This window comes from Shinella sp. CPCC 101442 (genome assembly GCF_024704725.1).
Lineage (GTDB): Bacteria > Pseudomonadota > Alphaproteobacteria > Rhizobiales > Rhizobiaceae > Shinella.
Genome location: NZ_JALIQS010000004.1, coordinates 1 through 24221, shown reverse-complemented (window position 1 = coordinate 24221; position 24221 = coordinate 1). Strand labels below are relative to the sequence as shown.

At 63.7% G+C, this 24221-nt stretch carries 22 protein-coding genes; 3 read left to right on the top strand and 19 right to left on the bottom strand.

Translation table 11 applies throughout. The features are described 5' to 3' along the window. Positions 1-191 precede the first annotated feature (191 nt). Positions 192-1868, top strand: coding sequence for an alpha/beta-hydrolase family protein (locus tag MUO32_RS15460; RefSeq protein ID WP_257949258.1), 1677 nt, complete (start codon positions 192-194; stop codon positions 1866-1868). Between the two features lie 12 nt (positions 1869-1880). Here the strand turns inward: MUO32_RS15460 and MUO32_RS15455 are convergent, their stop codons facing one another. Further along, positions 1881-2780, bottom strand: coding sequence for a LysR family transcriptional regulator (locus tag MUO32_RS15455; protein WP_257949257.1), 900 nt, complete (start codon positions 2778-2780; stop codon positions 1881-1883). 178 nt (positions 2781-2958) lie between these two features. On the opposite strand from MUO32_RS15455, the gene MUO32_RS15450 reads away from it, so the two are divergent. Continuing rightward, positions 2959-4269 (top strand): dicarboxylate/amino acid:cation symporter, encoded by a 1311-nt coding sequence (locus MUO32_RS15450; protein WP_257949256.1) that lies wholly within the window; start codon positions 2959-2961, stop codon positions 4267-4269. A 225-nt stretch (positions 4270-4494) separates the two neighbouring features. Here MUO32_RS15450 and MUO32_RS15445 read toward each other — a convergent pair whose 3' ends face one another. From MUO32_RS15445 to MUO32_RS15360, 18 genes are all read right to left on the bottom strand, one after another. Then, positions 4495-5103, bottom strand: coding sequence for a hypothetical protein (locus MUO32_RS15445; RefSeq protein WP_257949255.1), 609 nt, complete (start codon positions 5101-5103; stop codon positions 4495-4497). Between the two features lie 97 nt (positions 5104-5200). Continuing rightward, entirely contained in the window at positions 5201-5437 is a 237-nt protein-coding gene (locus tag MUO32_RS15440; protein ID WP_257949942.1) for a hypothetical protein, read from the bottom strand. A gap of 205 nt (positions 5438-5642) precedes the next feature. Next, positions 5643-6680, bottom strand: a complete 1038-nt coding sequence (locus MUO32_RS15435; RefSeq protein ID WP_257949254.1) for a LacI family DNA-binding transcriptional regulator — start codon at positions 6678-6680, stop codon at positions 5643-5645. A gap of 44 nt (positions 6681-6724) precedes the next feature. Beyond that, a complete protein-coding gene (locus tag MUO32_RS15430) occupies positions 6725-8341 on the bottom strand; it encodes a GMC family oxidoreductase N-terminal domain-containing protein (RefSeq protein ID WP_308311295.1) in 1617 nt (538 codons plus the stop codon). A 10-nt stretch (positions 8342-8351) separates the two neighbouring features. Continuing rightward, entirely contained in the window at positions 8352-9773 is a 1422-nt protein-coding gene (locus MUO32_RS15425; RefSeq protein WP_257949253.1) for an aldehyde dehydrogenase, read from the bottom strand. Further along, positions 9770-11002 carry a mandelate racemase/muconate lactonizing enzyme family protein gene (locus tag MUO32_RS15420; protein ID WP_257949252.1) on the bottom strand — a complete coding sequence of 411 codons (1233 nt, stop codon included), beginning with the start codon at positions 11000-11002 and terminating at the stop codon, positions 9770-9772. The genes MUO32_RS15425 and MUO32_RS15420 overlap by 4 nt, the downstream gene beginning before the upstream one ends. Then, the gene (locus tag MUO32_RS15415; RefSeq protein ID WP_257949251.1) at positions 10989-12113 is read right to left on the bottom strand and encodes a glycerol dehydrogenase; all 1125 of its coding nucleotides are present in this window, start codon (positions 12111-12113) and stop codon (positions 10989-10991) included. Before MUO32_RS15415 ends, MUO32_RS15420 begins: the two co-directional genes overlap by 14 nt. Before the next feature lies 1 nt (position 12114). Continuing rightward, a complete protein-coding gene (locus tag MUO32_RS15410; protein ID WP_257949250.1) occupies positions 12115-12819 on the bottom strand; it encodes an ABC transporter ATP-binding protein in 705 nt (234 codons plus the stop codon). Then, positions 12794-13552 (bottom strand): ABC transporter ATP-binding protein, encoded by a 759-nt coding sequence (locus MUO32_RS15405; RefSeq protein ID WP_257949249.1) that lies wholly within the window; start codon positions 13550-13552, stop codon positions 12794-12796. The genes MUO32_RS15410 and MUO32_RS15405 overlap by 26 nt, the downstream gene beginning before the upstream one ends. After that, on the bottom strand, positions 13545-14525 hold the full coding sequence (locus tag MUO32_RS15400; protein WP_257949248.1) for a branched-chain amino acid ABC transporter permease: 981 nt from the start codon (positions 14523-14525) through the stop codon (positions 13545-13547). The genes MUO32_RS15405 and MUO32_RS15400 overlap by 8 nt, the downstream gene beginning before the upstream one ends. 9 nt (positions 14526-14534) lie before the next feature. Further along, complete coding sequence (locus MUO32_RS15395; RefSeq protein ID WP_257949247.1) at positions 14535-15392, bottom strand: branched-chain amino acid ABC transporter permease; 858 nt, start codon at positions 15390-15392, stop codon at positions 14535-14537. Positions 15393-15464: 72 nt separating this feature from the next. Beyond that, the gene (locus tag MUO32_RS15390; protein ID WP_257949246.1) at positions 15465-16673 is read right to left on the bottom strand and encodes an ABC transporter substrate-binding protein; all 1209 of its coding nucleotides are present in this window, start codon (positions 16671-16673) and stop codon (positions 15465-15467) included. 51 nt (positions 16674-16724) lie between these two features. Further along, positions 16725-18206, bottom strand: a complete 1482-nt coding sequence (locus MUO32_RS15385) for a xylulokinase (protein WP_257949245.1) — start codon at positions 18204-18206, stop codon at positions 16725-16727. Positions 18207-18743: 537 nt separating this feature from the next. Then, positions 18744-19859, bottom strand: a complete 1116-nt coding sequence (locus MUO32_RS15380) for a succinylglutamate desuccinylase/aspartoacylase family protein (protein WP_257949244.1) — start codon at positions 19857-19859, stop codon at positions 18744-18746. Then, positions 19849-20955: a hypothetical protein gene (locus MUO32_RS15375; protein ID WP_257949243.1), complete on the bottom strand. Its 1107-nt coding sequence runs from the start codon at positions 20953-20955 to the stop codon at positions 19849-19851. Before MUO32_RS15375 ends, MUO32_RS15380 begins: the two co-directional genes overlap by 11 nt. Before the next feature lie 9 nt (positions 20956-20964). Further along, positions 20965-21618, bottom strand: a complete 654-nt coding sequence (locus tag MUO32_RS15370; RefSeq protein ID WP_257949242.1) for an amino acid ABC transporter permease — start codon at positions 21616-21618, stop codon at positions 20965-20967. Next, the gene (locus MUO32_RS15365) at positions 21618-22274 is read right to left on the bottom strand and encodes an amino acid ABC transporter permease (protein WP_257949241.1); all 657 of its coding nucleotides are present in this window, start codon (positions 22272-22274) and stop codon (positions 21618-21620) included. Before MUO32_RS15365 ends, MUO32_RS15370 begins: the two co-directional genes overlap by 1 nt. A 15-nt stretch (positions 22275-22289) precedes the next feature. Beyond that, the gene (locus MUO32_RS15360; RefSeq protein WP_257949240.1) at positions 22290-23090 is read right to left on the bottom strand and encodes an ABC transporter substrate-binding protein; all 801 of its coding nucleotides are present in this window, start codon (positions 23088-23090) and stop codon (positions 22290-22292) included. 164 nt (positions 23091-23254) lie between these two features. On the opposite strand from MUO32_RS15360, the gene MUO32_RS15355 reads away from it, so the two are divergent. Continuing rightward, entirely contained in the window at positions 23255-24142 is an 888-nt protein-coding gene (locus tag MUO32_RS15355; protein WP_257949239.1) for a LysR substrate-binding domain-containing protein, read from the top strand. Positions 24143-24221: the final 79 nt, after the last annotated feature.

The window sequence follows — 24221 nt, the reverse complement described above, 5'->3', positions numbered from 1 at the left end:
AATATCACCGCAACGAGGCCGCCTTTGCCCCACCGCTCATCCTGCGCGACCGTCCCATCCGGGACATGGTCATCCGGCTCGGCGCTTCGGTGCGCGCAATGGTGGCGGCGCTCCATCCCGTGTGAGACGACCATCATGGCCATGACCACGAAAACCATCACAGCCTTGCCTGATTTCCCCAGCCGTTCGCCATGCTGACATTCGTGAAGCGGCAGATCCTGATTGGCGTCATCCTGCGGTTCCTGCGGTCCTTGTCGGCCGGCGGGGTCGTGCTCGGAACGATCTTCTTCGCGGCCTCCCTGACGCCGACGCTCATCCCGCGCACCTACCTCATCCAGGGCGCCCTTTCCGGCGCGTGTTTCGCCGTCGGCTATGCCATGGGCGTCGGGTGGCGCTGGCTCTGGCGCTACATGCAATTGCCCGAACCACGCGGCCGCATGGAGTGGTGGCTCAAGGCCGTGGTTCTGGGCCTTTGCCTCGTCCTCGCCGTCGCGTTCCTGTGGAAGACCACCGAATGGCAGAACTCGATCCGTGTGCTGATGGAGATGGAGCCCGTCGGCAGCGCCCATCCCATCGAGGTCAGCCTGATCGCCGTATTGGCCTTCGTGGCTCTGGTGCTGCTCGCCCGCCTGTTCCTTCTCGTCATCGGCCTGATCTCGAAAGGCGCGGATCGCCTCATGCCGCCGCGGGTTTCGCGCGTGATCGGCTTCACGGTCGGGATCGTGCTCTTCTGGTCCATCGCCAACGGTCTCCTGGTGCGCTACGCCCTGCATCTGGCGGACTCGTCCTTTGCCGCCTTCGACGCCCTGTTCGAAGCGGATCAGGACCGGCCCACATCCCCGCTGCAGACCGGCAGCGCGGCCTCGCTTCTCGCCTGGGAGGAGCTTGGAAGAACCGGGCGGCGCTTCGTTTCCTCCGGCCCCGATGTCGGGGACATCGAAACCGTGACGGGAAAGCCGGCGCTGGAGCCCATCCGGGTCTATGCGAGCCTGCGCGCCGGCGATACGGCCGGCGAACGGGCAAAGCTCGCTCTCGATGAGCTGAAGCGTGTCGGCGGCTTCGAGCGTTCTGTCCTCGTCGTGATCACGCCGACGGGAACGGGCTGGGTCGATCCCGCGGCAATCGACACCGCCGAATATCTCCACCGGGGCGATATCGCCAGCGTGGCGCTCCAGTATTCCTATCTCTCCAGCCCGCTGTCTCTGCTGGTCGAGCCCGACTACGGGATGGAAGCGGCCCAGGCCCTGTTCGCCGAGGTCTATGGCTACTGGACGAGCCTGCCGCGTGAGCACCGGCCGAAACTCTACCTGCACGGCCTCAGCCTCGGCGCCCTGAATTCCGAACGCTCCACGGACGTTTTCGAAATCCTCGGCGATCCGATCGACGGTGCCCTCTGGAGCGGGCCGCCCTTTGCGAGCCGCATCTGGCGTCAGGTGACGCAGGCCCGCAACCCCGGCTCACCCGCCTGGCTGCCGGAGTTCCGGGACGGCGCGACATTCCGCTTCATGAACCAGAACGGCCCGACGGTGCCCGCCCAGACGCCCTGGGGGCGTATGCGCATCGTCTATCTGCAATATGCCAGCGACGCGATCACCTTCTTCGACTACCGCGACCTCTATCGCCGACCCGACTGGATGAATGCGCCGCGCGGTCCTGATGTGTCCGAGCACCTGCAATGGTTTCCCATCGTGACCATGCTGCAGCTTGCCGTCGACATGGCGGTCGCCAACGGCACGCCCATGGGCTACGGCCACGTCTTCGCACCGGAGCACTATCTCAAGGCCTGGCTGGCCGTCACCGATCCGCCGGGGTGGACGCCTGAAGACATCGACAGGCTCGCGCAGCACCTGGCCAGGCGCAACCCGTAGGCCGGTAGCCGGCTAGGGAGTACCGACCGGATCGTGCCCGAGCATCCGGCGCGTCTCGGCCAGGAAGAGTTGCAGGGCCGGCGTCGGGTCGTGCTGGTGATAAATGATGTAAACTTCGGAATGCGGCGGATCGGGGCGGATCGGCAGGAAGACGAGCGGCCCCGTGGTCAGCTTGGCAATGCCCGCCGGCACGATGCTGACGCCGAACCCCGCCGCGACGAGGCTGGGGATCGACTGCGCATCGATCACCTGCTGCGAGATGCGCGGCCGATAGCCCGAGGCAACGATATAGGACATGACATAGGCCGCGAAATCCGAGCTTTCCGACTGGAGCACCACGAACTGGTCGCCGCGCAGATCCGCAATGGAAACGCTGGCGCGACCGGCGAGCCGATGGTCGCTGCGCACCAGCGCGACCAGCTCCTCCTGCCAGGCATATTCGTGGGCAAGCTCCTCGTCATGCGGTATCGAACGGTTGAAGCTGACATCCGTGCGGCGGCGGCGGACCTCGTTGATCTGCGCGACGGGCGATTGCTCGTGCACCCGCAGCGTGATGCGCGGATGGCTCGCCGCGAAGCTGGAGAGAAGTTCCGACAGGCCACCGCGCAGGATCGATCCGGTGGTGCCGATCTCGACCATGCCGTCCTGTCCCTGCTGTATTTCGCGGATTTCCTGCAAGCTGCGCTCGTACTGATCGAGAATGTTGCGTGCCCGCTGCAGGAAGCGTTCGCCCGCCCGCGTCAGTGCCACCTTGCGGCTGGTCCGGTTGATGAGATCGGTCCCCAATTCGCGCTCAAGCGTTTGGATCTGCGTGCTGAGTGGCGGCTGCGACATGTTCAGCCTCTGGGCCGCGCGGGTAAAGTTCAGCTCCTCGGCGAGAACCACGAAACACTGGAGCTGGCGCATTCTCATAGCGTAACCCTATAGATCGCGGATAAATCGATATTAGACAAGGATGACATATTCGGCAACAGTCGTGACGTCAGGGGGGAGATGCGACAACGCTGGCGATGCGAGGAGACGGTGGAGGCCGTGCATGCGCAGGCGTTCCGGTCGCGGTTTTCCCCCTTTGTCAAAGGGAGGAATATATATGCCCAATTGGTCGAAGTCCTTGTTCGGGCAGGTCTGCATTGCACTGGTGCTGGGCGTCGCCGCCGGCTTCTTCATGCCCGACCTCGCCACGAAGATGAAACCGCTCGGAGACGGCTTCATCAAGCTCATCAAGATGCTGGTTCCGGCCATCGTCTTCTGCGTCGTCGTGCATGGCATTGCGGGTGCGGGGAGTTTGAAAAAGGTTGGGCGCGTCGGCGTGCGCGCGCTCGTCTATTTCGAGATCGTCACCACCATCGCGCTGGTACTCGGCATCATCGTCGCCTACCTCTTCGGGCCGGGCCACGGCATGAACATCGACGTCAGCACGCTCGATGCCTCCGCCCTGTCCTCCTATGTGGAAAAGGCCCATGAGGTTTCGAGCGGCGGTACCGTCGAATTCCTGATGAAGCTCATCCCGACCACCATGATCAGCGGCTTCGCCCAGGGCGACATCCTGCAGGTCCTGCTCGTCGCGATCCTCTTCGGCTGCGCCCTGGCGCAGGTCGGCGAGCGCGGCAAGCCGCTTCTGCATATCATCGAGATGGCCGGCGACGTGGTCTTCAAGATCATGGCCTTCATCGTCCGCCTCGCCCCGCTCGGCGTATTCGGCGCCATCGCCTTTACGACCGGCAAATACGGCGTCGGCTCGCTGGCCCAACTCGGCTACCTCGTCGCCCTGTTCTACGTGACGATCGCGCTCTTCGTCATCGTCGTGCTCGGCTCCATCCTGCACGTGGCCGGCTTCAGCATCGTCAAGCTTCTGCGCTACCTGCGTACAGAGGTGAGCATCGTCGCCGGCACGGCCTCCAGCGACGCCGTGCTGCCGCAGACCATGCGCAAGCTGGAGCATCTCGGCATCAAGGGCTCGACCGTCGGCCTCGTCATCCCCACGGGCTATTCCTTCAATCTCGATGCCTTCTCGATCTATCTGACGCTTGCCGCCGTCTTCATCGCCCAGGCGACCAACACACCGCTCGCCTTCACCGATCTCCTCGCCATTCTCGGCGTGGCGCTCGTCACCTCCAAGGGCGCCCATGGTGTTCCCGGCTCCGCGATCGTTATCCTCGCCGCGACGCTGGCGGCCATTCCCAGCATCCCGGCCATCGGTCTCGTCCTGGTGCTCTCGGTCGACTGGTTCATGGGGATCGCCCGTGCGCTGGGCAACTATCTCGGCAATTGCGTGGCGACCGTGGTCATCGCCACCTGGGTCGGCGATATAGACAAGGACCGCGCCCGGCGCATCCTCGACGGCGAAAGCCTTCCGGCGCCGGCCTTTTCGGAAGAGCCCATCCCGCACGGTGCAAGCTGACGGAACCCTTTCAAAGGCAGCAGTCGACAGAAGAAGGCCCTTGCCATGCATGGGCCTTCTTCGTGTCTTGGAGAGGCTGGCGACACGGATGTCACCGAGCGCGGCGGCGCAGGTTCAGCTCATGTCCGGGCTACGAACTTTTGCCAGTTTTGATGGCGTTCGTCCGGCCAGGAGACGTCCGAAGCCTGCCGCAAGGAGGCATCTCGGACTGAGTTCACGGACGGCTTAAGGCTCCCCTTCCAGCATGTCCTCGATGTCTCTCGCCGCATCGCCGGCCATCGCGTCGGCTTTGCCGGCTGCATCGAGGAACTCTTCCTGCGAAGCAACTGTATAGTTGCAGCCAACGAACATCGTTTTGGGTTTGCCTGCTTCGGCCGGCATGCCCAGCAGCACGGCCAGCGCATCGTCGGTCGGAGCGAAGGCGCCGATCATCGGCCCGCTCTCAGGATGGACGAAGCGATAATACTGCTCGGTCAGCCTGATCGGTGCGCGCTTCATGCCCTCTTTCTGGATTGTGGCGAGTGCGGCGTCATAATCCCGCTCCGTCACGACCCATTCCTGAAGGAACGAGATCCGTGTTGCGGGTGCGCCAAACACCGTGATCGGCTCCTTGAGATCGAAGGTTTCCAGGCCCATCATTCCATCGTGGCCGTCAGCATCGACAGGCGTGAGCCAGGCCGGCACCGTTCCTCCCATGAAGAGCGCCATTCCAACCTCGCCAAGAACGTCGCGCGGCGCACGGCATTCGGCAAGCGCCGCGAGTATCTGTGGCGTCAGTTCAAACGCAGCGGGGTCCGTCGGCAGGTCTTCAGCATGGGCGACCCCATTGCCCATCGAGTGACACAAAAACCTGAGCGCAGCGCATGCGCTCAGGTAGGATCTCATCACATTCACAGTGGTTTATTCCTTCCGGTCTGGCGTCAAACGGGCTTCACGAAGCCGAGTATTTTACCGTCACGCCGCGCTGCCGAAAATAGGCCTGCATCAGCTTCCTGCCGGAACGGTTGCTGTGCGCGAGCCTGGCCGGGTCGAACAAGGCCTCTTTCAAACCCTCCCGCGTCAACGCCGCCTTGAGAACCGCAATATGTTCGTCGATGTCTGCATTGTCCGCCTGGAGCGATTCATAAATGCGGTTTGTTGCCTCTGCTACGGTCGGTTCGCTCACGATGACACTCCTGTGTTGTTTGGCTGGCGCTTACCACGTTTTTCGCCTTGCCCCTACAGGGCGCCCTGTCTTCTGCGGCATGATATGCCGAAACACGATGAGAACGTCGCGCTGCTCAAGATAGGGGTGCCGCCGCCGTCAGCGACACTGGGTTCATCCCGGTCCGCATGAGAGAATGTGCATGATCAATGGCGTGCGCATGCAACGGCTAAGGGCAAACGGCGGTGCTGCCGCGTTGGATCAAACGAGGCCCGCCAATGACCAGACGATATTGGGGCACAGATTTCTCGACAAGCGCGATCATCCCCTCCGCCGCGGCCCGGCCAAGATCGGCAAGTGGATAGGCAACCGTGCTGAGGCTGGGGCTCATGACCTCCGCCAGCATGCCGTCGTTGAAGCCGATAACGGAGATGTCTTCCGGAACACGAATCCCACGACGGTTGAGCACGCCGATCGCTCCCGCGGCCGTGAGCATGCTGACCGCGAACACCGCCGTGAAGCCCCCTTGCTTGCGATCGAGGAGCGCCTCCATGGCGCGTGCGCCGTCCTCGTAACCATAGCCGGCCGTCTGCGTCAGATCCTCGTGGAACATGACATCCCGCAGCATGAGCGCCTCCCGATATCCGGCAAAACGTTCGGCGGCGTTGAAACGGTTGAGGTCGCCCGAAAGGTGCGCAATACGAGTGTGACCCAAATCGACAAGATGCTCGGTCGCAAGGCGTGCGCCGGGGCGTTCGTCCAGCGTCACGGCGCTTTCGAAGCCAGGCGCCCACCAGTTTACCGCCATGACAGGAAAATCCCCGTCATGGCTCCCCGCAAAACGCCGAAGCTCCTCGCGAAAAGTCAGCGACATGAGGCCTTCTATGCGATTGCGCGCGATCAGGTCGGCAATCACTTCCTGTTCGTCGGTCGGATCGGCGAGATGCGCGATGATCAACGAATAGCCACGATCGCGGCAAACCCGCGAGGCGCCCTCGACGATCTGCGCGTGAATCTGGTTCTGCAGGGAAGGCAGGATCGCGCCGATGGAGTAGCTGCGGGCCGAACGCAGGCTGCGTGCGGCCGTGTCCGGCACATAGTTGAGTTCGCGCGCCGTGCGTTTGATGATCTCGATATTTTCGGGACGGATCGACAGCGTGGCGTCGTCGCGCAACACGCGCGAGATGGTCGAAATGTCAAAGCCCGTTCGCTCCGCGAGGAACTTCAGGGTTACGCGCTTTTTCACTCTGCGCCCTTCCGCGACCACATCGTCATGTCCATCCCCTTTTGCCGTCAATCCTCCGCCACGCTCTAGCCCGGCGCGGTGAGAATTTCGACGGATGCCTTTTCGCCGATCATAATGCAGGTTGCATTCGTATTGCCAGAGATCATGTCCGGGAACACGGATGCGTCGGCTATACGCAACCCGTCGATGCCATGCACCTTCAGCCTGCGGTCGACCACCGAATCCACCCGCCCCGGCCCCATCCGGCAGGTGCCGACGGGGTGGAAGGTCGTGTTGGAGCGCGCCCGGAAGTCCCTGACGAGGTCGGTCTCCTCCCGGATGGACGGCCCCGGCTCGACCTCCGCCTCGATCAGAGAGGAAAGCGCCTGGCTTGCCGCCAGTTGCCGGATGAAGCGGACGCCGGACAGCATGTCCTCCACATCCTCGTTCGTGGAAAGGTAGTTCGGCGTAATGACCGGCGGGGCGAAAGGATCACTGCTGGCGACGGAAAGGTGCCCAGCGCTCGTCGGCCGGCAGGGACTGGCGGAAATGGTGATGCCGGAGAAGTCGTGGAAGCCGATTTCCGAGCCGCCCTTCTTCGGTTCGAGGCTCATCGGCATGAAGTAGAACTGCATGTTCGGCCGGTCGAGGCCCGGACGCGTCTTCAGGAATGCGCCGGCATGATTTACGCTGGTCGCGAGCGCCCCGCGCCGCGACAAGGCATAGCGCAGGCCCGCCCTCATCAGCCAGGGCCAGGAGGTCAGGCTGTCGTTGAGCGTCTTCTCGCGCACCCGGAAGAAATAGGGGCAATAGAGATGATCGCGCAGGTTCCGGCCCACCTGGGGCAGATCGGCAGTGACCGGAATGCCGGCCGCCTGAAGGTCCACCGCCGGGCCGAGGCCCGACAACATCAGAAGCTGCGGCGTATTGATGGCGCCCGCCGCAAGGATCACTTCCCGGCCGGCCGAAACCGTGCGCACCGCGCCGTCTTTACGGAAGGTGACGCCCGACACCCGGCTGCCTTGCATGACAAGCGCCGTCGCATGCGCACCGGTCAGCACGGTCAGGTTTCGCCGCCCCCGCGCCGGCCGCAGGAAAGCGTTCGACGCGCTGGAGCGCACGCCGTCGCGGATATTGAACTGGTAGCGCCCGACACCCTCCTGGACGGCGCCGTTGAAATCGTTGTTGAGCGGCAGCCCCGATTCGCGCGCCGCCTCGAAGAAATGCTCGATGACGGGATGGCAGTCGCCGCCGATATCGGAGACGGCGAGACCGCCGCCGGCACCGTGGTAGGCATCCGCGCCGCGGCTGTTGTCTTCCGATTTGCGGAAGAAGGGCAGCACATCGTCGTAGGACCAGCCTTCAAGACCCGACGCGGCCCAGGCGTCGTAGTCCTCGCGCTGGCCGCGGACATAGACCATCGCATTGATCGAGCTGGAGCCGCCAAGCACCTTGCCGCGCGGCCAGTAGAGTGCGCGGCCGGCAAGGCCCGGATCGGCCTCGGCACTGTATTTCCAGTTCACCGTGCCGTCGAAGAACGTCTTGGCGTAACCGATCGGAATCTGGATCCACGGGCGGCGGTCGCTGCCGCCGGCTTCCAGCACCAGCACCGAGTGGCGGCCGTTCTCGCTCAGCCGGTTGGCAAGCACGCAGCCCGCCGAACCGGCACCGACGATCACGAAGTCATACATCTCCCCTGCCACCGATTTCCTCCTAGGATTTGACGTAGACCGCGTGTTCGGTCGTATAGAAATTGATGGCCGACCGGCCGATGGAGGGCGCCCCGACACCGGAATGTTTAATGCCCACGAAGGGCATGTTCGTGTCGATGGAAGACTGATGGTTGACATGCAGCATGCCTGCTTCAGCCTCGTTCACGAAACGCTGCACAACATCGTTCCGGTTGGAATAGAGCGCGGCCGCAAGGCCATAGTCGACGCCGTTGAGGATCGACAGCGCTTCGTCGATACTGTCGTAGGTCAGCATCGAGAGCACCGGCCCGAAGACTTCTTCGCGTGCCAGCATCATGTCGGGCGTGACGTCGGCAAAGAGCGTCGGGCGGATGAAGAAGCCCGCTCCGATCTCGTTGCTGCGGCCCGTCACGCGCCGCGCGCCCTCCGCCTCGCCAGCGGCGATCGCCGCTTCAACCCGGCGAAAATGCGCCTCCGAGGCCATCGGCCCCATCCCGACGCCGGCGTCCATGCCGTCGCCGACGACGATCCTGTTCATACGGGCGGCGATCCCCTCCTCCACCGCGCTCGCCAGCCTGCGCTGGACGAGAACACGGCTGATGCCCGTGCAGCGCTGGCCGCCATTTTCCAGCGCACCCGCGACCACCTCGTCGATACAGGCATCGAGATCGTCGGCGTCGTGGACGATGATGCCGTTCTTGCCGCCGAGTTCGAGCTGCACCTCCGCCAGATTTCTCGCCGCTGCGGCGTAGACCGCTTTGCCGGTTGCCACCGAGCCGGTGAAGGTGACGCCGTCGGCCGCCGGGTGGCCGGTGATCGCGGCGCCAACGCGGCCACCACCCAGGACGATCTGGAAGAGACCGTGCGGAAAGAGACCGACCGACAGCTCCGCCATCAGGCAGGCTGCGGCGGGCGAGACCTCGGAGGGCTTGAGCACGACCGCATTGCCGTGGGCGAAAGCCGGTGCCAGCTTGCGCAAAGGCGTCAGCACCGGATAGTTCCACGGCGTAGAGGCGACGATGACGCCGCGCGGGCGGCGAAGCGTCATGTTGCGCAGACCCGGGCGCGCCGAGGGCATGACCTCGCCGATCGAGCGGCTCGCCTCCGCGACGGCAAAACGGGCTTCCTTCAGCGAATGCAGGATTTCGCCCCGCGCATCGCCAATGGTCTTGCCCATTTCAAGCGTGACGGCATGGGCAATGCCTTCGACGGCATCCGCGATGCGGTCGAGCCAGGCTGCGGTCAGTTCCTGCCGACGCAGGCCCGGTGTCGCCGCCCATTCGGCGGCAACCTTGCGGGCGGTGGAGAAGACAACGTCGAGGTCATCGAGGCGTGTTTCGCCATAGCGCCCCGAAACCCTATCGGGACGAGCGGGATTTCTCGTTTCGAAAATCTCCCCGCCAGTCCAGACAAGGCCCTCCTGGTGTTGGAAGCCGTAGGTCATTGCGCGCCCTCCCGACTGATTTCCCGGCGCATGGCGCTTCCATCGAGGGTTTCCGGCATCCAGTGCCGCTCCTTGCGCGTGGCGCGGAAGAAGCAGACACCCTGCTTGTCCAGCGCCTTGCGGTCGATCTCGATGCCGAGCCCCGGCTCCTGCGGCATGGAGAACCAGCCGTTCTCGTGCATCGACGGGCGGGCAAGGATGGCATCCCGGGCCTCCAGCGTCCAGCCCGGCGGGCAATAGGGATATTCGAACGGATACTCCTTCGCGAACCCGCTGGCCGCCATGATATGGGCATTGATCAGGAAGCCGAGGCCGTTGCCCCAGCTGTGCGGGCTGAAACCGAGCCCCTGGCTGCGGCAGAACTCTCCGACCTGCAGCACCTGCTTGATGCCGCCACTCCACATCGCATCCGGCTGGAAGATGTCGTAGCAGCGCTTTTGCGCCATGTAGCGCAGTTCCGGATAACCGGACGTGTGCAATTCGCCGCCGGCAATGGGCACGCGGGAATAGGCGGCGAGCGCGGCCATGTCGTCGTACCATTCCATGTAGAGCGGTTCCTCCACCCAGAAGAGCCCGGCCTCGGCTGCAGCATCCGCGAAGCGTTTCGCACGCCCGAGGTCCCAGATGGGGGCATTGCCGTGCAGCGTCATGCGGAAGGCCTGGTTGCAATCGACCGCGATGCGCATGCGCCCCTTCATGTGGTCCGCCAGATCCTGGATCTGGGCAATGTCGACCGCTTCGTCCCAGTCGTGCACGCGCATCTTCATGACGTTGAAGCCCTCGGCGAAACGCGCCTCCGCCTCCTCCCGCCGCGCCTCGATGCCGCGCACCTCGCCGGAGGACGCGTAGAGCCAGATCCTGTCGTCGGTTCCGCCGAGCAGCTTGTAGACCGGCAGGCCCGCGAGCTTTCCCTTGACGTCCCAGAAGGCCGGCTCGATCCACCAGTGACGCAGCCCCCCGTTGGCGAGAATCTTGATGCGCTCGTGCACGAGGTCGATATCGGTCGGGTCGGTCCCGAGGAAGGCGTCGGCAATGCCGTCGCCGATGCCCGCGCGTTCCTTGCCGGAAGCGGAAAAGCCGCTCCAGCCTTCGACGCCGTCATCGGTGGCGATGCGAATGAGATAGAAGCCGGTCTTCATGCGCCGGCTGCCGGGCACCCAGGCAGGCTCGAAGGGCGCGGGCAGGTCGGCGCTGGCATAGTAGAGTTCGACGAGATCAATGACCGGCATTTGCTGGGCGCTCCGATGTCTCTGCCTCGAGTTTGCGGATCGCGTCGACGATGTCGCGCGCCTCGAGCTTTCGCGGGAAGTTGGTGATGTAGGGGGCGGTCATCGTGCCGGCGGCAATGTCTTCCGCGGCCGCCACGAGGGCTTCCGGTGGAACGCCGAGTTCACCCAGGCTGACGGGAAGGCCGATGCTGCGGTTGAACGCCACGGCATCCTGCAGCTCGTCCGCATCGCCTTCGAGCACGATCTGGACCAGCGTGCTGTAGGCGACCTGCTCGCCGTGCAGGTAGCCGGCGAGTGCGGGAACGCGCGTAAGGCCGCGGATCATCGAATGGGCGACGGAAAGGCCGCCACTCTCGAAGGTGATGCCGCTGATCAGGATGAGGGTCTCGACCAGTTCCTCGAAATCCGGATGCCGTTCGCCGCGCGAAAGCGCCTCCAGCACGGGCGGGCCGGAGTGCCGGATGACCTCGCGGCAGATCGCGCCGAGCTTGCGGCCGAGAAACGGCGCACGGGCGGAAAAGCTGTTTGCTCCGTTCGAAACGGCAGTGGCCCGCGCCTCGTAGAGTTTGGTCAGCGCATCGCCGATGCCGGCCCTCAAGAGGCGGGGCGGGGCGGCGGCGATGATGTCGGTGTCGACCAGAACGAGGTCGGGGTTGTAGTCGAGAAATTCCGTGCCGGCGACGGCGTGCTCCTCGGTGTAGAGCACGATGAGGCGGCTCGTCGGCGCATCGTTGGAGGCGATGGTCGGGACGGAGAAGACCGGCTTGCCACCATGCAGGCCGGCGAACTTGCCGATATCGATGCATTTGCCGCCGCCAATGCCGGCCACCACGTCCGCCTCGCCCATCGCCGCGACGATGCGCTCTCCCTCGCTCCGCGTCGCCTCGCCGGCGAAGCGCAGGCACGTCACGCGCTGGCCCCGCGCGGCGAACAAGGCGTCCAACCGCTTCGACAAGGCGTCGAACAGAAAGCCGTCGATGACGGCAAGGAGGTGGCCCTTGCCGTGACGGGCGGCAAGATGCGGCAGTTCGTCGAGAGCGCCCGGCCCCTGCACGTATTCGCGCGGTGCGCCGAGCACGCGATGCGACGGATTTTCCACTGTTCTGTACATATCAAAGTCCCAGATAGGTGCGCTGGACTTCCGGATCGGCGAGCAGGTTTTCCGCGCTGCCGCGGATCGTGATCGATCCGTTGTCCAGCACGTAGCCCTGATGCGCGATCTTCAGCGCCTGTTTCACATTCTGCTCCACGAGATAGATGCTCATCCCCTGCCGGTTCAGCAGGACGATCTTCTCGAGGATCTCGCTGATGACCTTCGGCGCCAGGCCGAGGGACAGTTCGTCGACGATGAGCAGCTGCGGATCGCTCATCAGGCCGCGGCCGATGGTGATCATCTGCTGCTGGCCGCCGGAAAAGGTTTTTGCCTTGCGGTGGCGATGTTCTTTCAGCACCGGGAAGAGATCGAAGACCCGTTCCATGTTGGCTGCCATCGCTCCCGGCTTGCCGCGGCAGAGATAGCCGCCCATTTCGAGGTTTTCCGCCACCGTCATCTCGCGGAAGAGATGGCGGCCTTCCGGCACCATGGAAATGCCCATCGCGGCGATGCGATGCGCGGGCAGGTTCGCGATCTCCTTCCCCTTGAAGAGGATGCTGCCGCGCGCCACCTTGTTCAGGCCGGCGACGGTGCGCAGCAGCGTCGACTTGCCGGCGCCGTTCGCCCCGACGATGACCGTGATGCGGCCTTCCTCGACATCGAGGTTGACATCGCGGATGACGTCGAGGCGGCCGAGCCTAACGTCCAAATTTCTGATGCTCATCAGCATCGTAGTCCTCCCCCAGATAGGCCGTCAGCACGGCGGGCGACGTGGAGATTTCGCGGGGGCTGCCCACTTCGAGAATGCGGCCGCTTTCCAGAACGATCACCTTGGCGCAGAGGCTCATGATGACGTGCAGCACATGCTCCACGATGATAAAGGTGATGCCCTCGCGCCGGTTGAGCCCGTCGATGAGGGAAATCAGTTCGGCGATCTCCTGATGCGAGCAGCCCGCGAAGAGCTCGTCGAGCAGCAGGAGCTGCGGCTTCGTCGCAAGCGCGGTGGCAAGCTCGGCCTTCTTGCGCAGGAAGGCATTCAGCTCCGAATAGCGCAGATCCTCCCAGTCGGAGAGGCCGACCGCGGCGATTGCCTCGCGGGCGGCGGCGCGTGCCTCGGCCCGGCGCGACAGGCGTGAATAGGCCCCCACCATCACCGCTTCCAGGATCGACAGGTCGTGGAAGCTCTCGGCGATCTGAAAGGTGCAGCACAGCCCCTGCCGGCAGCGCTGCTGCTGACTGTCGGCGGTGATGTCGCGGCCGTCGAGCAGGATGCGACCGCGCGTCGGCCTGTGCACGCCGAGCAGCGTCTTGAACAGGGTCGACTTGCCCGCGCCGTTCGGGCCGATCAGCCCCGAGATGGCACCGCGCGCCACGCTGAAGGTAATGTCCTCGTTGGCGGTGAGGCCGGCGAAAACCTTGGTGAGTCCTTCGACCTTGAGGATGTCGGCGTCAGCCATGGCGGGCGCTCCTGTCGAGAAGATGCCTGCGCACCGCTTCCATGATGCCCTTGGGCAGGAACAGCGCGGAGAAGACGAGGATCGCGCCATAGGCGATCAGCGAGACACCGCCGAAGGTGGCGCCGAGCGAGGCGCGCACCAGCTCGTCGAAGAGCACGAGGAAGGCGCCGACCAGCGGCCCCCACAGCGTGCCCACCCCGCCGATCATGGTGACGATCAGCATCTTGATGGAAATGGAGAAGGTGAAGACCATCGTCGGCATGACGATGCCCTGGTACATGGCGAAGAACCCGCCACCGATAGCGGTCGCGATCGCGCTGATGACGACCGCCGCGATCTTCCACGGCGCGGGATTGACGCCAAGTGCGCGCGCGAAAGCCTCGTTTTCCTTGACCGCCACGCACATGGTACCGAGCTTGGAATGCCGCACCAGCGCTGCCAGCACGAAGATGGCGATGCAGAGCGCGAGGAAGAGATAGTAGGCCGTGCCGGCGCTGACGGTGAACTGCTTGCGCAGGTACGTGCCGGCGTCGCCATTCGTCAGCCAGGTGAGCTGCGAGGCAAGGTTCAGCAGGATCTCGTTGAGGCCGAGCGTCACCATGGCGAAGAACATGCCGGAAAGTCGCGTGCTGATGACCGCCGTGACGACACCGAGGCCGGCGGCAAGCACGCTGCCGATAAGGAAGCAGATCGTGGGGTCCAGCCCGTATTTCGCAACGCCGATGGCATAGGAATAGGCCCCGAGCCCGAAGAAGGCGCTGTGGCCGAGGCTGAACAGGCCGGCAAAACCGCCGGCGATGTTCCAGGCCTGCGCGAGATAGACGAAGAGCATGATCTGCAGGATCAGGCCCATCGCGTAGGTAACGGAGGGCGAGGGAAAGAACGGCAGGATCGCCACGGCCGCGACGAGCGCCGCCACGCCGGCATAACCGGTGGTGCGGAGCGCTGCGGGCGAAAGGAAGCGGAAAGACATGATCGGCCCTCAGATGTGCTTGATGCCGGCCGTGCGGTTCGAAAACAGAACCAGCACGACGACGAAGACCGTGAACAGGACCACCGTCGCATAGGACGCCGCGAAGTAGAGCAGAAAGGCGTTGAGAACGCCGATGGCGATGCCGGCAAGAAAGGCGCCGCGCATGTTGCCAAGCCCTGCGATGGTGGCGATGAGGAAGCTCATGAGCTGATAGACCGCGCCGGCCGACGTGGTCACCGGGAAGAGATGGATCATCAGCATGGCGGCGATCGCGATCAGCACGAAGCTGAGGCCGAAGGCGATGCCGAGCACGCGGTCGGAGTTGATGCCCATCAGCTGCGCGGTCTCGCGCTCTTCCACCACGGCGCGGATCATCTTGCCGAGATAGGAGCGTCGCAGAAAGACCTGGAAAGCGATCAGGGCGACGGCGGCAACCACGAAGGCGAGGAAGCGCAACTGCCCGACATGGATGCCCGGCGTGATGTAGAACAGCGGCTCGACAATGCCGAGTGTGCGGGGTGCCGGCGAATAGGCCATGATGATGACGCCATCGACGATCATGGCGATGCCGAGGGTCGTCAGGATCTGTACCGCAAGCGTTTCCTGCCGCAGCAAGATGTTGCGGATGAGATACCCGGCGGCGAAATAGGCGAGCGGCAGCACCACGATGACCGCGACAAGCGGCACACCCCAGACCTGCAGCGCGAAGTAGGTGGTGTACATGGCGAGGATCAGCCAGCTTCCATAGCCGAAATTCGCGATGGAAAGGGAGCCGAGCTGGAAGGTGAGGCCGCTGGCGAAGAGGCCGTAGAGCGCACCCGTGAAGATGCCGCTCAAAAGGAGCGTCGCAAAGACGTCGAAGGTCATGATCGAACCCGTATCGGTAAGGCGAGGCGGCCGGAGCCGGATGGTCCGGCCGCCCTCGCTGTCCGGGAGGACTTACTTCTTGAAGTAGGGGATGAGCGGCTTTTCAACGGCCAGCTCTTCCGGATAGACGACCTTGTAGATCGGCTTGCCGTTCTCACCCGGCACCCACTGGCCGATGATGAGCGGATTGGCGTAGAGATTGTTGTGGTTCGCGTCGAACTTCACGCCCCAGTAGTTTGGCAGCTTGCCGCGTTCGATCTCGGTTTCCGCCATGGTCTTGCTGACCTTGTCGATATCGAGGCTGCCCGCCTTGTCGACCATCTGGAAGAAGGCCATGGCGGTGGCGAAGGTCTGCAGGCCGTGCGTCACCGGCTGCTCGCCGTATTTCTGCTGGTACGTCTCCTTGAACTGCTTGAGGCCGGGCGCGAATTCCTCGCGCATTTCCGGAACCGTGTAGGAGAGCGACATGGAACCGAGCGCCGCATCGCCCATATTGGCGAATTCCGGCTGGTCGTAGCCGACGCCGGCGGCAAGCAGGATCGGCGGCGTGTGGCCGAGGCCGGCGGCCTGGCGGCGGTAGAGTTCGGCATCGGAACCGAGCTGGTAGGGAATGACGATATCGATGCCGGCTTCCTTCATCTTGGTGATGATCGGCGTGAAGTCGGCGATATCGTTGCCGTAGGTCTCGTGGATCGCCGGCGGATAACCCTTTTCGGTCAGGATGCGCGCGGCCTCGTCACCGACATAGCTCATGATCGGGTTGCCGATGAGTGCGATCTTCAGCTCTTCCGGCTTCTTGCCGAGGTTCTCTTCACCGAACTTCAGCGAATAATCGACGAGCGTCTGGGAGAAGACCTTCCAGGACGGCATGAACATGAAATAGTTATCGTATCCGCCCTCCTCCGTGAGGTCCGGGAACCAGCTCGTGCCGTCGGCCATCAGACCGCCATTGTCGACGACATAGCGCGCCAGCGGAACCGGCACGAGGTTGTAGCCCTGGATGAAGTGCTTGATGCCTTGCGCCATGAGGCGCTGCGCTTCGGGAATCTGGTTGTTCGGGTTCTGCGCATCGACGATCACCAGTTCGATCTTCTTGCCGAGAACCGTGCCGTACGTTTCGGCCGCGATTTCGAGCGAGCGTTTCGTCGAAGTGCCGGGATAGCCCCAGTCGCCGGTGAGATAGGTCACCATGCCGACCTTGAACGTCTCCTCCTCGGCAAACGCGCCCCCGGCAAGGGACAAGGTACCCGCGGCCAGGACCAGGGTTTTGAACAGTTTCATTGCTTCCTCCCTCAAAATGCGCGCGGTCGCGCGGCTGATGACCGGTCGCCCTCAGCGGCCGGAAATTTCGTGATTGATCTCGGTCAGCAGGACCTTCACCCGCCGATAGCGGTCGAACAGGCCGTCATAGACGGCGGCGCGTTCCGGATCGGGCGCGATATCCGGCCCGAAGGCCACGCATTTGTCGATCGCCTCCGCCTCGTTCGCAAAGGCGCCCGCCCCCACGGCCGCGATCAGCGCCGCGCCGTAGGAAGCATCGCCATGGACGGGACGACGCAGGGGAACGCCCAGCACATCCGCAATCACTTGCGCCCAAAGATCGCTCTTCGCGCCGCCGCCGATCAGCGCAGCGGGACCAATCGTCAGGCCGGCTGCCCGCATCGGATGCGCCGCGTCGCGCAGCGCAAAGGCGATCCCCTCGTAGAAGGCGCGCACGACATGGCCGCGGCCGTGGGTGATGTTCATGCCGACGAAACTGGCCCGAAGGCCCGGATCCCAATAGGGTGCCCGCTCTCCGAGCAGGTAGGGGTGGAACAACAGTCCCTCGCTGCCAGCCGAGATGCGTCCCGCAAGCGTATCGAGCTCTCCGAACGCATCGCCATCGGCCGCCTGCCCAAACAGCAGTTCCGCGATCCATTTATGCGCCGTGGCGCAGGAATTGATGGCGCCGAGCGCGTAGAATAGGCCCAGCATGACGAAGCCCTTCGACGGCACGTCGGGCACTTTCGTCGGCCGGTCGCAGACGACGTTGACGACGCCGGCCGAGGCGAGCTTGACCACCGTATCGCCGGGACGGATCGCTCCTGCGCTCCACACCTCCGCCGCCGTGTCGCAGGTTCCGACATAGACCGGCGTGCCGGCGCGCAATCCGTAGCGCGCGGCCGCTTCCGGCAGGACATGGCCGGCAAGATCGGTCGGATTGCGAATCTCAGGCATGGTCCGCAGGTCCCAGCCGATGGCATCGCAAAGCTCCCCAGACCATTGCAGCCGATCGACGTCGAGCATCAGCGCGCCCTGCGCGTCGATACGGTCCGTAAGCCGGTCACCCGTCAACCGCGAACGCAGCCAGTCCTTGGCAAACAGCACGGTCCGCACGCGACCGACGGTATCGGCCTCGTTGCGGCGCAGCCAATAGAGCGGCGCGATGGACCAGGTCGGCGCAGCCCTGTTGTGGCCGATCGCCATCAAGCGATCCTGCATGCGGCGATTGAGGTCTTCCGCCTCCGCGCCGGCCCGCTGGTCCGACCACATGATCACCGGCCGCAAGACGTCACCGCCCTCGTCCAGCAGAACACTGGAATGGGTTCCGGCGGTGAAGCTGATGGCTTCGACCTTCGAAAGGTCGCACCGGTCGCCAAGCGCCTTCAACGCTTCGACCATGGCGCGCTCCCAGTCCGCAGGATGCTGTTCAGCCCGTCCCGGCGCCGGATTGTCCGTGCGAACGCCGGAGGACGCATCGGCCACAAGTACGCCCGCCCCATCCACGAGCGACACCTTCAGGCTTCCCAAGCCGAGATCGATCCCCAAAAACACGAAACAAACTCCCCACCCGTAGAAAACGGTCGAAAACAAATTAGTCAAACGTTTGTCTAAATGGATACACAGGCAGATGCGGCACGTCAACAGGGTTTTTCGAAGGCATCGGGAACTGAAGGATTTCCCGATGCCCACCTGACGCTCGACCGGCTGGAAATGCCAGTATCGGTGGAAATGGAAGGAACCGGATCTGACGCGAGACCTGTCGGGCATTGCCGCCCAGCCGTGCGAAAGGCGGCAGCTTTGCTACGAAGCTACCGATGCGCCCTCGCTGCAGTGGGTGAGCTATCCACGCAGCGCCACACCGACCAAGGATCTCGTTTCTACAAATTCCCTCGGTAGCAGTTTGGTAAGGAAAGTCTGGCCGGGCTGGGGGACGTATCTACTCGATAGCCGCCTTTCAACGACCGGCCTCGCCTTCGTCGTTCCCAGGTCACTGACGGAAATCCGACGGCGGCCGCTCCCAGCGCGCGCCTGAGGGCGCAGTTGAGCCATGCGCCGGTCATCGGTTCCCCCGGAGGAGAGATCTTTTTCTCAGTCAAGCAATCGCGCCGGCCGGTCGAAAAGCGGCCCATCCGAACCCGCAATCTTGACCACCGCCATGCCGGCCTGGATCATGCGCTGGTGCCAGCGTGCAAAGATGACGCCGTCGGTTCCGGCGACGACATCCTGCCAGCTCGCCTTCGCTTCCGGTTCGAAAGGATCGTAAAGCCTTGCGACGCACTCGCCCGCAGTAACCTTCACGCCCAACGGTTTCAGGTGGATGAGCACGCCGGTCATCGTGCTTTTCACCACCTCGACCGCATCGAGCGCCGTGACGAGCGGGGCCGAGCCAACAGCGCTTTCGCCCGTGCCAGCGACAGCGCCCAACTGAACGAGGAAATCGCGAAGCGCCCGGCCGTCGGAGGCGGCCAATTCGGGGGTGACATCGGAAAGTCCGCGCAGCTCCAGCGTACAGGCCGCCGGACGGAATGCGGGCCGGTCGATGCTTTCGCCCAGATGCGCATTGATCATGGACCACGCATCGCCCTGTGCCTCGTCGAACGGAGAATCTGCCGACTTATCCGCGAGAATGACAACAGGCACATCGAGCCTTCGTGCCAGAGGCTGGAACACAGGCCACGATTTCTCGGATGTATAAAGGTGAAGGGTGGCCTCCATATCTGCGTGAACATCGACGATCACGTCGGAACCCCATGCCAATCCCATCAGGGCCGCCTGCAGTCGCTCGACCGGGGTGCCGACGCGCGTGAGACTGTCTAGGATTCCCGCGCCGATCCGCAGGGCGTCATCGGCCGCTCGCTGGTCCGGGCAAAGCCGCTTCAGGTGTTCGACCACCCGTTCTCCCACGTGCGGGAAGGCGCGGTTGAAATTTCGGCCATCGAGGGAAAAGCGGCCTGAATGGCGCCCGAGAATGAATTGCTTCGCCCCGAGAGGGTTGCAGTGCGGCACGACGATGATCTCACCACGAACCTGGCCCGCAGCATCTGCCACCCGCAGCAAACCGACCAGTTCGGCAAGGGCCACGGTGGCCGAGACCTCGTCGGCATGAAGGGCACCCTGCAGATACACCTTCGGCCGGGAGCCGGGAATGCCGAAGCGATGGACGACGATCCCCTCTCCGGCAACGATAATCTTTTCAGCGGCCATGAAGCGGCATCACTCCGAACAGGCTGATCGATATCTGCGCCCCCCGGGCCGACAGGCCTTCGACAGGCAGGCCGGTCGAAGCGGGCCCCGGTTTTGCGTAGTAGCCGTTTCGAACCGACATGTTGTCGTGCAGTTCATCGGCCGAGCTGCCGGCGATGTAGTAGGTGGTCGACTTGCGCACATCCCGGAAACTCAAGCCGGCCTGCGCGAAGACAGCCTCGACACGCCGCATGATCGTCGCTGTCTGCTCCACAAGGTCGCGATCCGGCAAGGCATCGAGAGCCGTCAGGTGGAAATAGCCGCCGGCCATATGAAGCGATATCGATACATGCTCGACATCGGCGACCATCGCTTGCAAGCCGCCATCCGAGACCGGCGCTTTGGCGAACGTCAGCTCCGCCATGATATCAGTGTCCACATCGGAAACCCGCGCGCCGTTTCGCGCGGCAGGTCCCTTCCTCACCGAGAAGCCTGTTTCGGAAATGTCGAAGCCGGCCGGAAGAAACCACTGCTCCGCAAGCAGGGTGTCGGGCGAAAGGTTTGCGCGGAGGAGCAGCCGGTTCAATCGTGGACCGATTTCCTGACCGGCAGCACGTGGAGAGGATACCGTCGCCCAGAAAAAGGGACCGGCATCGCATAGCTCAAGTGTCAGGCCGCTTTCCTCATCGACGAAGCGGGTGTCCCCCGCCTTCTCGTCCGAAGCAAACACGTCCACCTCGATCAGCATGCCGTCATAGTAAAAATGCGGTACGGCCACCGGCATGACCTGAACCGATTGCCCGAACTCGTGGTGGAACAGTTCCTTCAGAAGCACTGCATCCTCCGGCCCGGTCTTCACGTAATAGACGACGAGCCGGCCGATGCTGGAGGTCCGGCTCTGCATGTCCCCCAGGAACCGGCGAATAAAACCGGCCACGGCTTGCGCCTGACGCAGGAGATCGCCGGGATGAAGGACATTTCCGAGAGTGTCCAGCGGGCACTGGCCGCAGGACCAGAGGATCGCGCCTTCCCGGACGAACAGGGAATACGGGTGGTCGATCCGCATTTTCCAGACGGCATCGAACGGCAGATAGGTGGTAGCGGGTGAGTTCATCATGACGACTTTTCAATGACCGGAGCCGCTGGCGTTGAGGCGGCGCGCCATCACGCTGAGCGGAAAGATGAGAAGGAAGAAGAGGATAGCGACACCCGTCAGCGGCTCGAGATAGCGGAACGAGGCCGATCCATTCAGATAGGCGACATAGGCAACCTCTCCCACGCCGATGCCGGCCAACAATGTCGTCGCCTTGAGCAAGTCGGTGAAATAGTTGACCACCGCCGGCAGCATTTTCTTGACGGCTTGAGGCGCAATGACGCGAAACCAGATGACGGGCCTCGGGATAGCCAACGATCGAGCGGCCTCCCATTGCCCCCGGTCAACGGCGAGAATGCCGCCGCGCACGATTTCCGCCATGTAGCCGCCGCCGATGAGACCGAGCGCCAGCACGCCGCAGGTCAGGCCGGAGAGGTTGGCACCGAGCAGGATGGGCAGGCAGTAATAGGCCCAAAATATCGCGATCATTTCCGGCGTGGCCCGGGTGACATGCAGGAAGCCCATCGCGCTTCGTGACAGGGCGCGCCGCGGAGACAAGGAGACGGCACCCAAAACGCTGCCCAGGCACGTTGCGAGGACAAAGGCGGCGGCAGTGACGAGCACCGTCGTGAGAAGCCCTTGCAAGAGGGCCGGAAAGGCCGAAATGACGATCTGATAATCGAACATTACCGGTGCCTCCAGCGGTTGAGCCGCACTTCCAGCCTGTGGAGGCCGCCCGCCAGTGCCAGACCGGTGCCGATGTAGATCAGGGCGGCGACGGAGTAGAACAGGATCGGATCGGCCGTGTAGTCGCTGATGCGTGAGGTCGTACGCATCAGTTCGGGGACCGCCAGGATCGAGAGGATCGCGGTGGCCTTGAGGAGGCTGACCAATGTGTTGCCGATTGCCGGCATCGTCATGGCGAGCGCCTGCGGGATGACGACGAGCCGCCACCGCTGCCGCGGATTGAGCCCGAGCGCCAGCGCCGCCTCATGCTGCCCCCGCGCCACGGAATTGAAGCCGGTGCGATAGACTTCCGCCATGTAGGCGGTCATCACGATCACCAGCGCGATCCCGCCGGTCTGCTGCGCCGTGGTGTTGAACCCCGTCAGCGCGGGCAAGGCGAAATGGAGCCAGAACAACTGCACCAGCAAGGGTGTGTTGCGGAAGAACTCCACGAACGCGACGGCCGGAAAGCGGACGATGGCCGAGGGACTGCCCAGGGCCAAGGCCACGGGCAGCCCCAGAACCATCGATCCGACGGTTCCGAGCGCAAAGTAGAACAGTGTCAGGAGAAATCCCTGCGCCAAAGCGGGGATGTACGGAGCGAGTGTATCGAACATCGCGTGCGAAACCGCTTACTCGATGCCGTACCACTTCAGTTTCGTCTGCGAGATGAAACCGGTCGTGTTGGTATAGGCGATCCAGGTGTTGAGGAACGCGTGGAAGTGATAGTCGCCCGGGCGCACCGCGTAGGAATAGCCCGTCGCCTCGATGGGCGTATCCGCACCCAGCACCTTCACCTTGGCGTTCGGGTTGGCTTTCATGAACAGCGCGTTCTGCAAGAGGTCGCTGAGATGCGCGTCGGCGCGACCCGCCGCGACTTCAAGCTGCCCGGCGACTGCGTTGTCCGAGACGATGACCTTCTTTTGCGCTTCGGGCAGGAGACGATCGCTCTGTGCAACCGCCGCCATGCCCGCGATGCTCACCGCCGAGTATTTCGGATCGTTGAGCTGCTTCCAGTCGGTTACATCCACATCGGCGCCGACCAGCCAGGTGTTGCCGGTCGTCATGTAGCTGTCGGTGAAATCGACAGTGATGGCGCGCGCCGGGGTCCGGAACATGTCCACCATGGCAAGGTCGAACTGCTTCTGGACCAGCGACGGGATGATCGTCGACCAGGTCGTATCGACAATTTCGAGCTTCACCTCCAAGACCTCGGCGAGGTTCTTCGCCATGTCGACATTGAACCCCTCCCATTCGCCGGAAATCGGGTTCTTCTGCTGGGCGGGCACCGAGTCGGCCATGCCGACCTTCAGGACGCCGGCCTGCTTGATCTGCGCGATGGTATCGGTTGCCTCCTGCGCCTTGGCGGCAGGCGCCAGGAGCGTGGTCAGCGTCAGCAGCGTAGACGCCACCATGGTCTTCAATCTGTTCATGTCCGTTCCCTTTTTCTCATGCGGCGTCTTCAGCCCGCCGGAGAGGAAGCTTGCGGGCAAATGCCGGTTGAGAGAACGGCGAAAAGTCTGATAGTCGTTATACGCTGGCGTTATAAGATGTGCCGCTGGTACGACCCGTACTCGCCGCGCCGATTGGAATATGCATGAGCGATCTGAGGAAGACCGTCGGAACCCTTGATAACCTCGTGGCATTCGAGGCGGCCGCGCGGCACGGCAATTTCAGCCGCGCGGCGCGTGAACTGCTCGTCGCCCAGCCGGCGATCAGCCGGCGCATCCAGCAGCTCGAACAGGCCCTCGGAACGGACCTGTTCGAGCGGCAGGGAACGCGGATCCGGCTCACCGCCGCCGGGCAGCAGTTCCAGAATGCCGTCACGACCGCCTTTCGGAGCATCGAACATGCGGCGAAGGCCCTGCCGCGCGAGGATGACGGGGTCGTCTCGCTCCGCGTCAACGTCGCCGCCGCCTCGCTTTGGCTCATGCCGGCGCTGGGCGCCTTCTATGCCCGGTTTCCCGATATCCGGCTGCATCTGGTCTGCATCGACGAACTGCCGGAGTTCAGCAACAGCGACTTCGATCTCGAAATCCGTTTCGGGACCGGGTCCTGGCCGAACGTGGACAGCTATCCGCTTCTGGAGGAGCAGGTCTATCCCGTCGCATCCAGGGAGTTCATAGCTGCCCATGAATTAAGGGGGCCGCAGTGCCTCGGCCGCGTTCCCCTGCTGCAACTCGAGAATTTCACCAGCCCGCTCATGGACTGGAATACCTGGCTCGAAACGGGCGTAAACCCGATCATCCGGCGACTGACGACCTACGCCATGGTTCTGGAGGCCGCGCGCTTCGGACACGGGGTTGCCCTCGGCTGGCACCCCTATGTCCGTCAGGCCGTCGAGAAGGGAGACCTGGTGAGGCTTCCGATCGAAGAGAGAACGAGCACCTATCGTGAGTTTCTCGTCGTCAAATCCGCCTCCCGTCGTCGCTTCTCCGTCGAGCAGACGAAAGACTGGATCATCGAACTCGCCCGCGCGAGCTGACCAGCCTCCTGATGGCGAGCATAGGCCATCGGATGTGGGGTGTTTGAAGGCTTAAAACGCAAGAAAGCCCCACGAGGGG

What these genes read in the sequence shown, in the direction of transcription:
- MUO32_RS15460 (WP_257949258.1), top strand. Translation starts at nt 192, where the DNA reads ATGCTGACATTCGTGAAGCGGCAGATCCTGATTGGCGTCATCCTGCGG.
- MUO32_RS15455 (WP_257949257.1), bottom strand. Translation starts at nt 2,780, where the DNA reads ATGAGAATGCGCCAGCTCCAGTGTTTCGTGGTTCTCGCCGAGGAGCTG.
- MUO32_RS15450 (WP_257949256.1), top strand. Translation starts at nt 2,959, where the DNA reads ATGCCCAATTGGTCGAAGTCCTTGTTCGGGCAGGTCTGCATTGCACTG.
- MUO32_RS15445 (WP_257949255.1), bottom strand. Translation starts at nt 5,103, where the DNA reads ATGGGCAATGGGGTCGCCCATGCTGAAGACCTGCCGACGGACCCCGCT.
- MUO32_RS15425 (WP_257949253.1), bottom strand. Translation starts at nt 9,773, where the DNA reads ATGACCTACGGCTTCCAACACCAGGAGGGCCTTGTCTGGACTGGCGGG.
- MUO32_RS15420 (WP_257949252.1), bottom strand. Translation starts at nt 11,002, where the DNA reads ATGCCGGTCATTGATCTCGTCGAACTCTACTATGCCAGCGCCGACCTG.
- MUO32_RS15415 (WP_257949251.1), bottom strand. Translation starts at nt 12,113, where the DNA reads ATGTACAGAACAGTGGAAAATCCGTCGCATCGCGTGCTCGGCGCACCG.
- MUO32_RS15410 (WP_257949250.1), bottom strand. Translation starts at nt 12,819, where the DNA reads ATGAGCATCAGAAATTTGGACGTTAGGCTCGGCCGCCTCGACGTCATC.
- MUO32_RS15405 (WP_257949249.1), bottom strand. Translation starts at nt 13,552, where the DNA reads ATGGCTGACGCCGACATCCTCAAGGTCGAAGGACTCACCAAGGTTTTC.
- MUO32_RS15400 (WP_257949248.1), bottom strand. Translation starts at nt 14,525, where the DNA reads ATGTCTTTCCGCTTCCTTTCGCCCGCAGCGCTCCGCACCACCGGTTAT.
- MUO32_RS15395 (WP_257949247.1), bottom strand. Translation starts at nt 15,392, where the DNA reads ATGACCTTCGACGTCTTTGCGACGCTCCTTTTGAGCGGCATCTTCACG.
- MUO32_RS15390 (WP_257949246.1), bottom strand. Translation starts at nt 16,673, where the DNA reads ATGAAACTGTTCAAAACCCTGGTCCTGGCCGCGGGTACCTTGTCCCTT.
- MUO32_RS15380 (WP_257949244.1), bottom strand. Translation starts at nt 19,859, where the DNA reads ATGGCCGCTGAAAAGATTATCGTTGCCGGAGAGGGGATCGTCGTCCAT.
- MUO32_RS15375 (WP_257949243.1), bottom strand. Translation starts at nt 20,955, where the DNA reads ATGATGAACTCACCCGCTACCACCTATCTGCCGTTCGATGCCGTCTGG.
- MUO32_RS15370 (WP_257949242.1), bottom strand. Translation starts at nt 21,618, where the DNA reads ATGTTCGATTATCAGATCGTCATTTCGGCCTTTCCGGCCCTCTTGCAA.
- MUO32_RS15365 (WP_257949241.1), bottom strand. Translation starts at nt 22,274, where the DNA reads ATGTTCGATACACTCGCTCCGTACATCCCCGCTTTGGCGCAGGGATTT.
- MUO32_RS15360 (WP_257949240.1), bottom strand. Translation starts at nt 23,090, where the DNA reads ATGAACAGATTGAAGACCATGGTGGCGTCTACGCTGCTGACGCTGACC.
- MUO32_RS15355 (WP_257949239.1), top strand. Translation starts at nt 23,255, where the DNA reads ATGAGCGATCTGAGGAAGACCGTCGGAACCCTTGATAACCTCGTGGCA.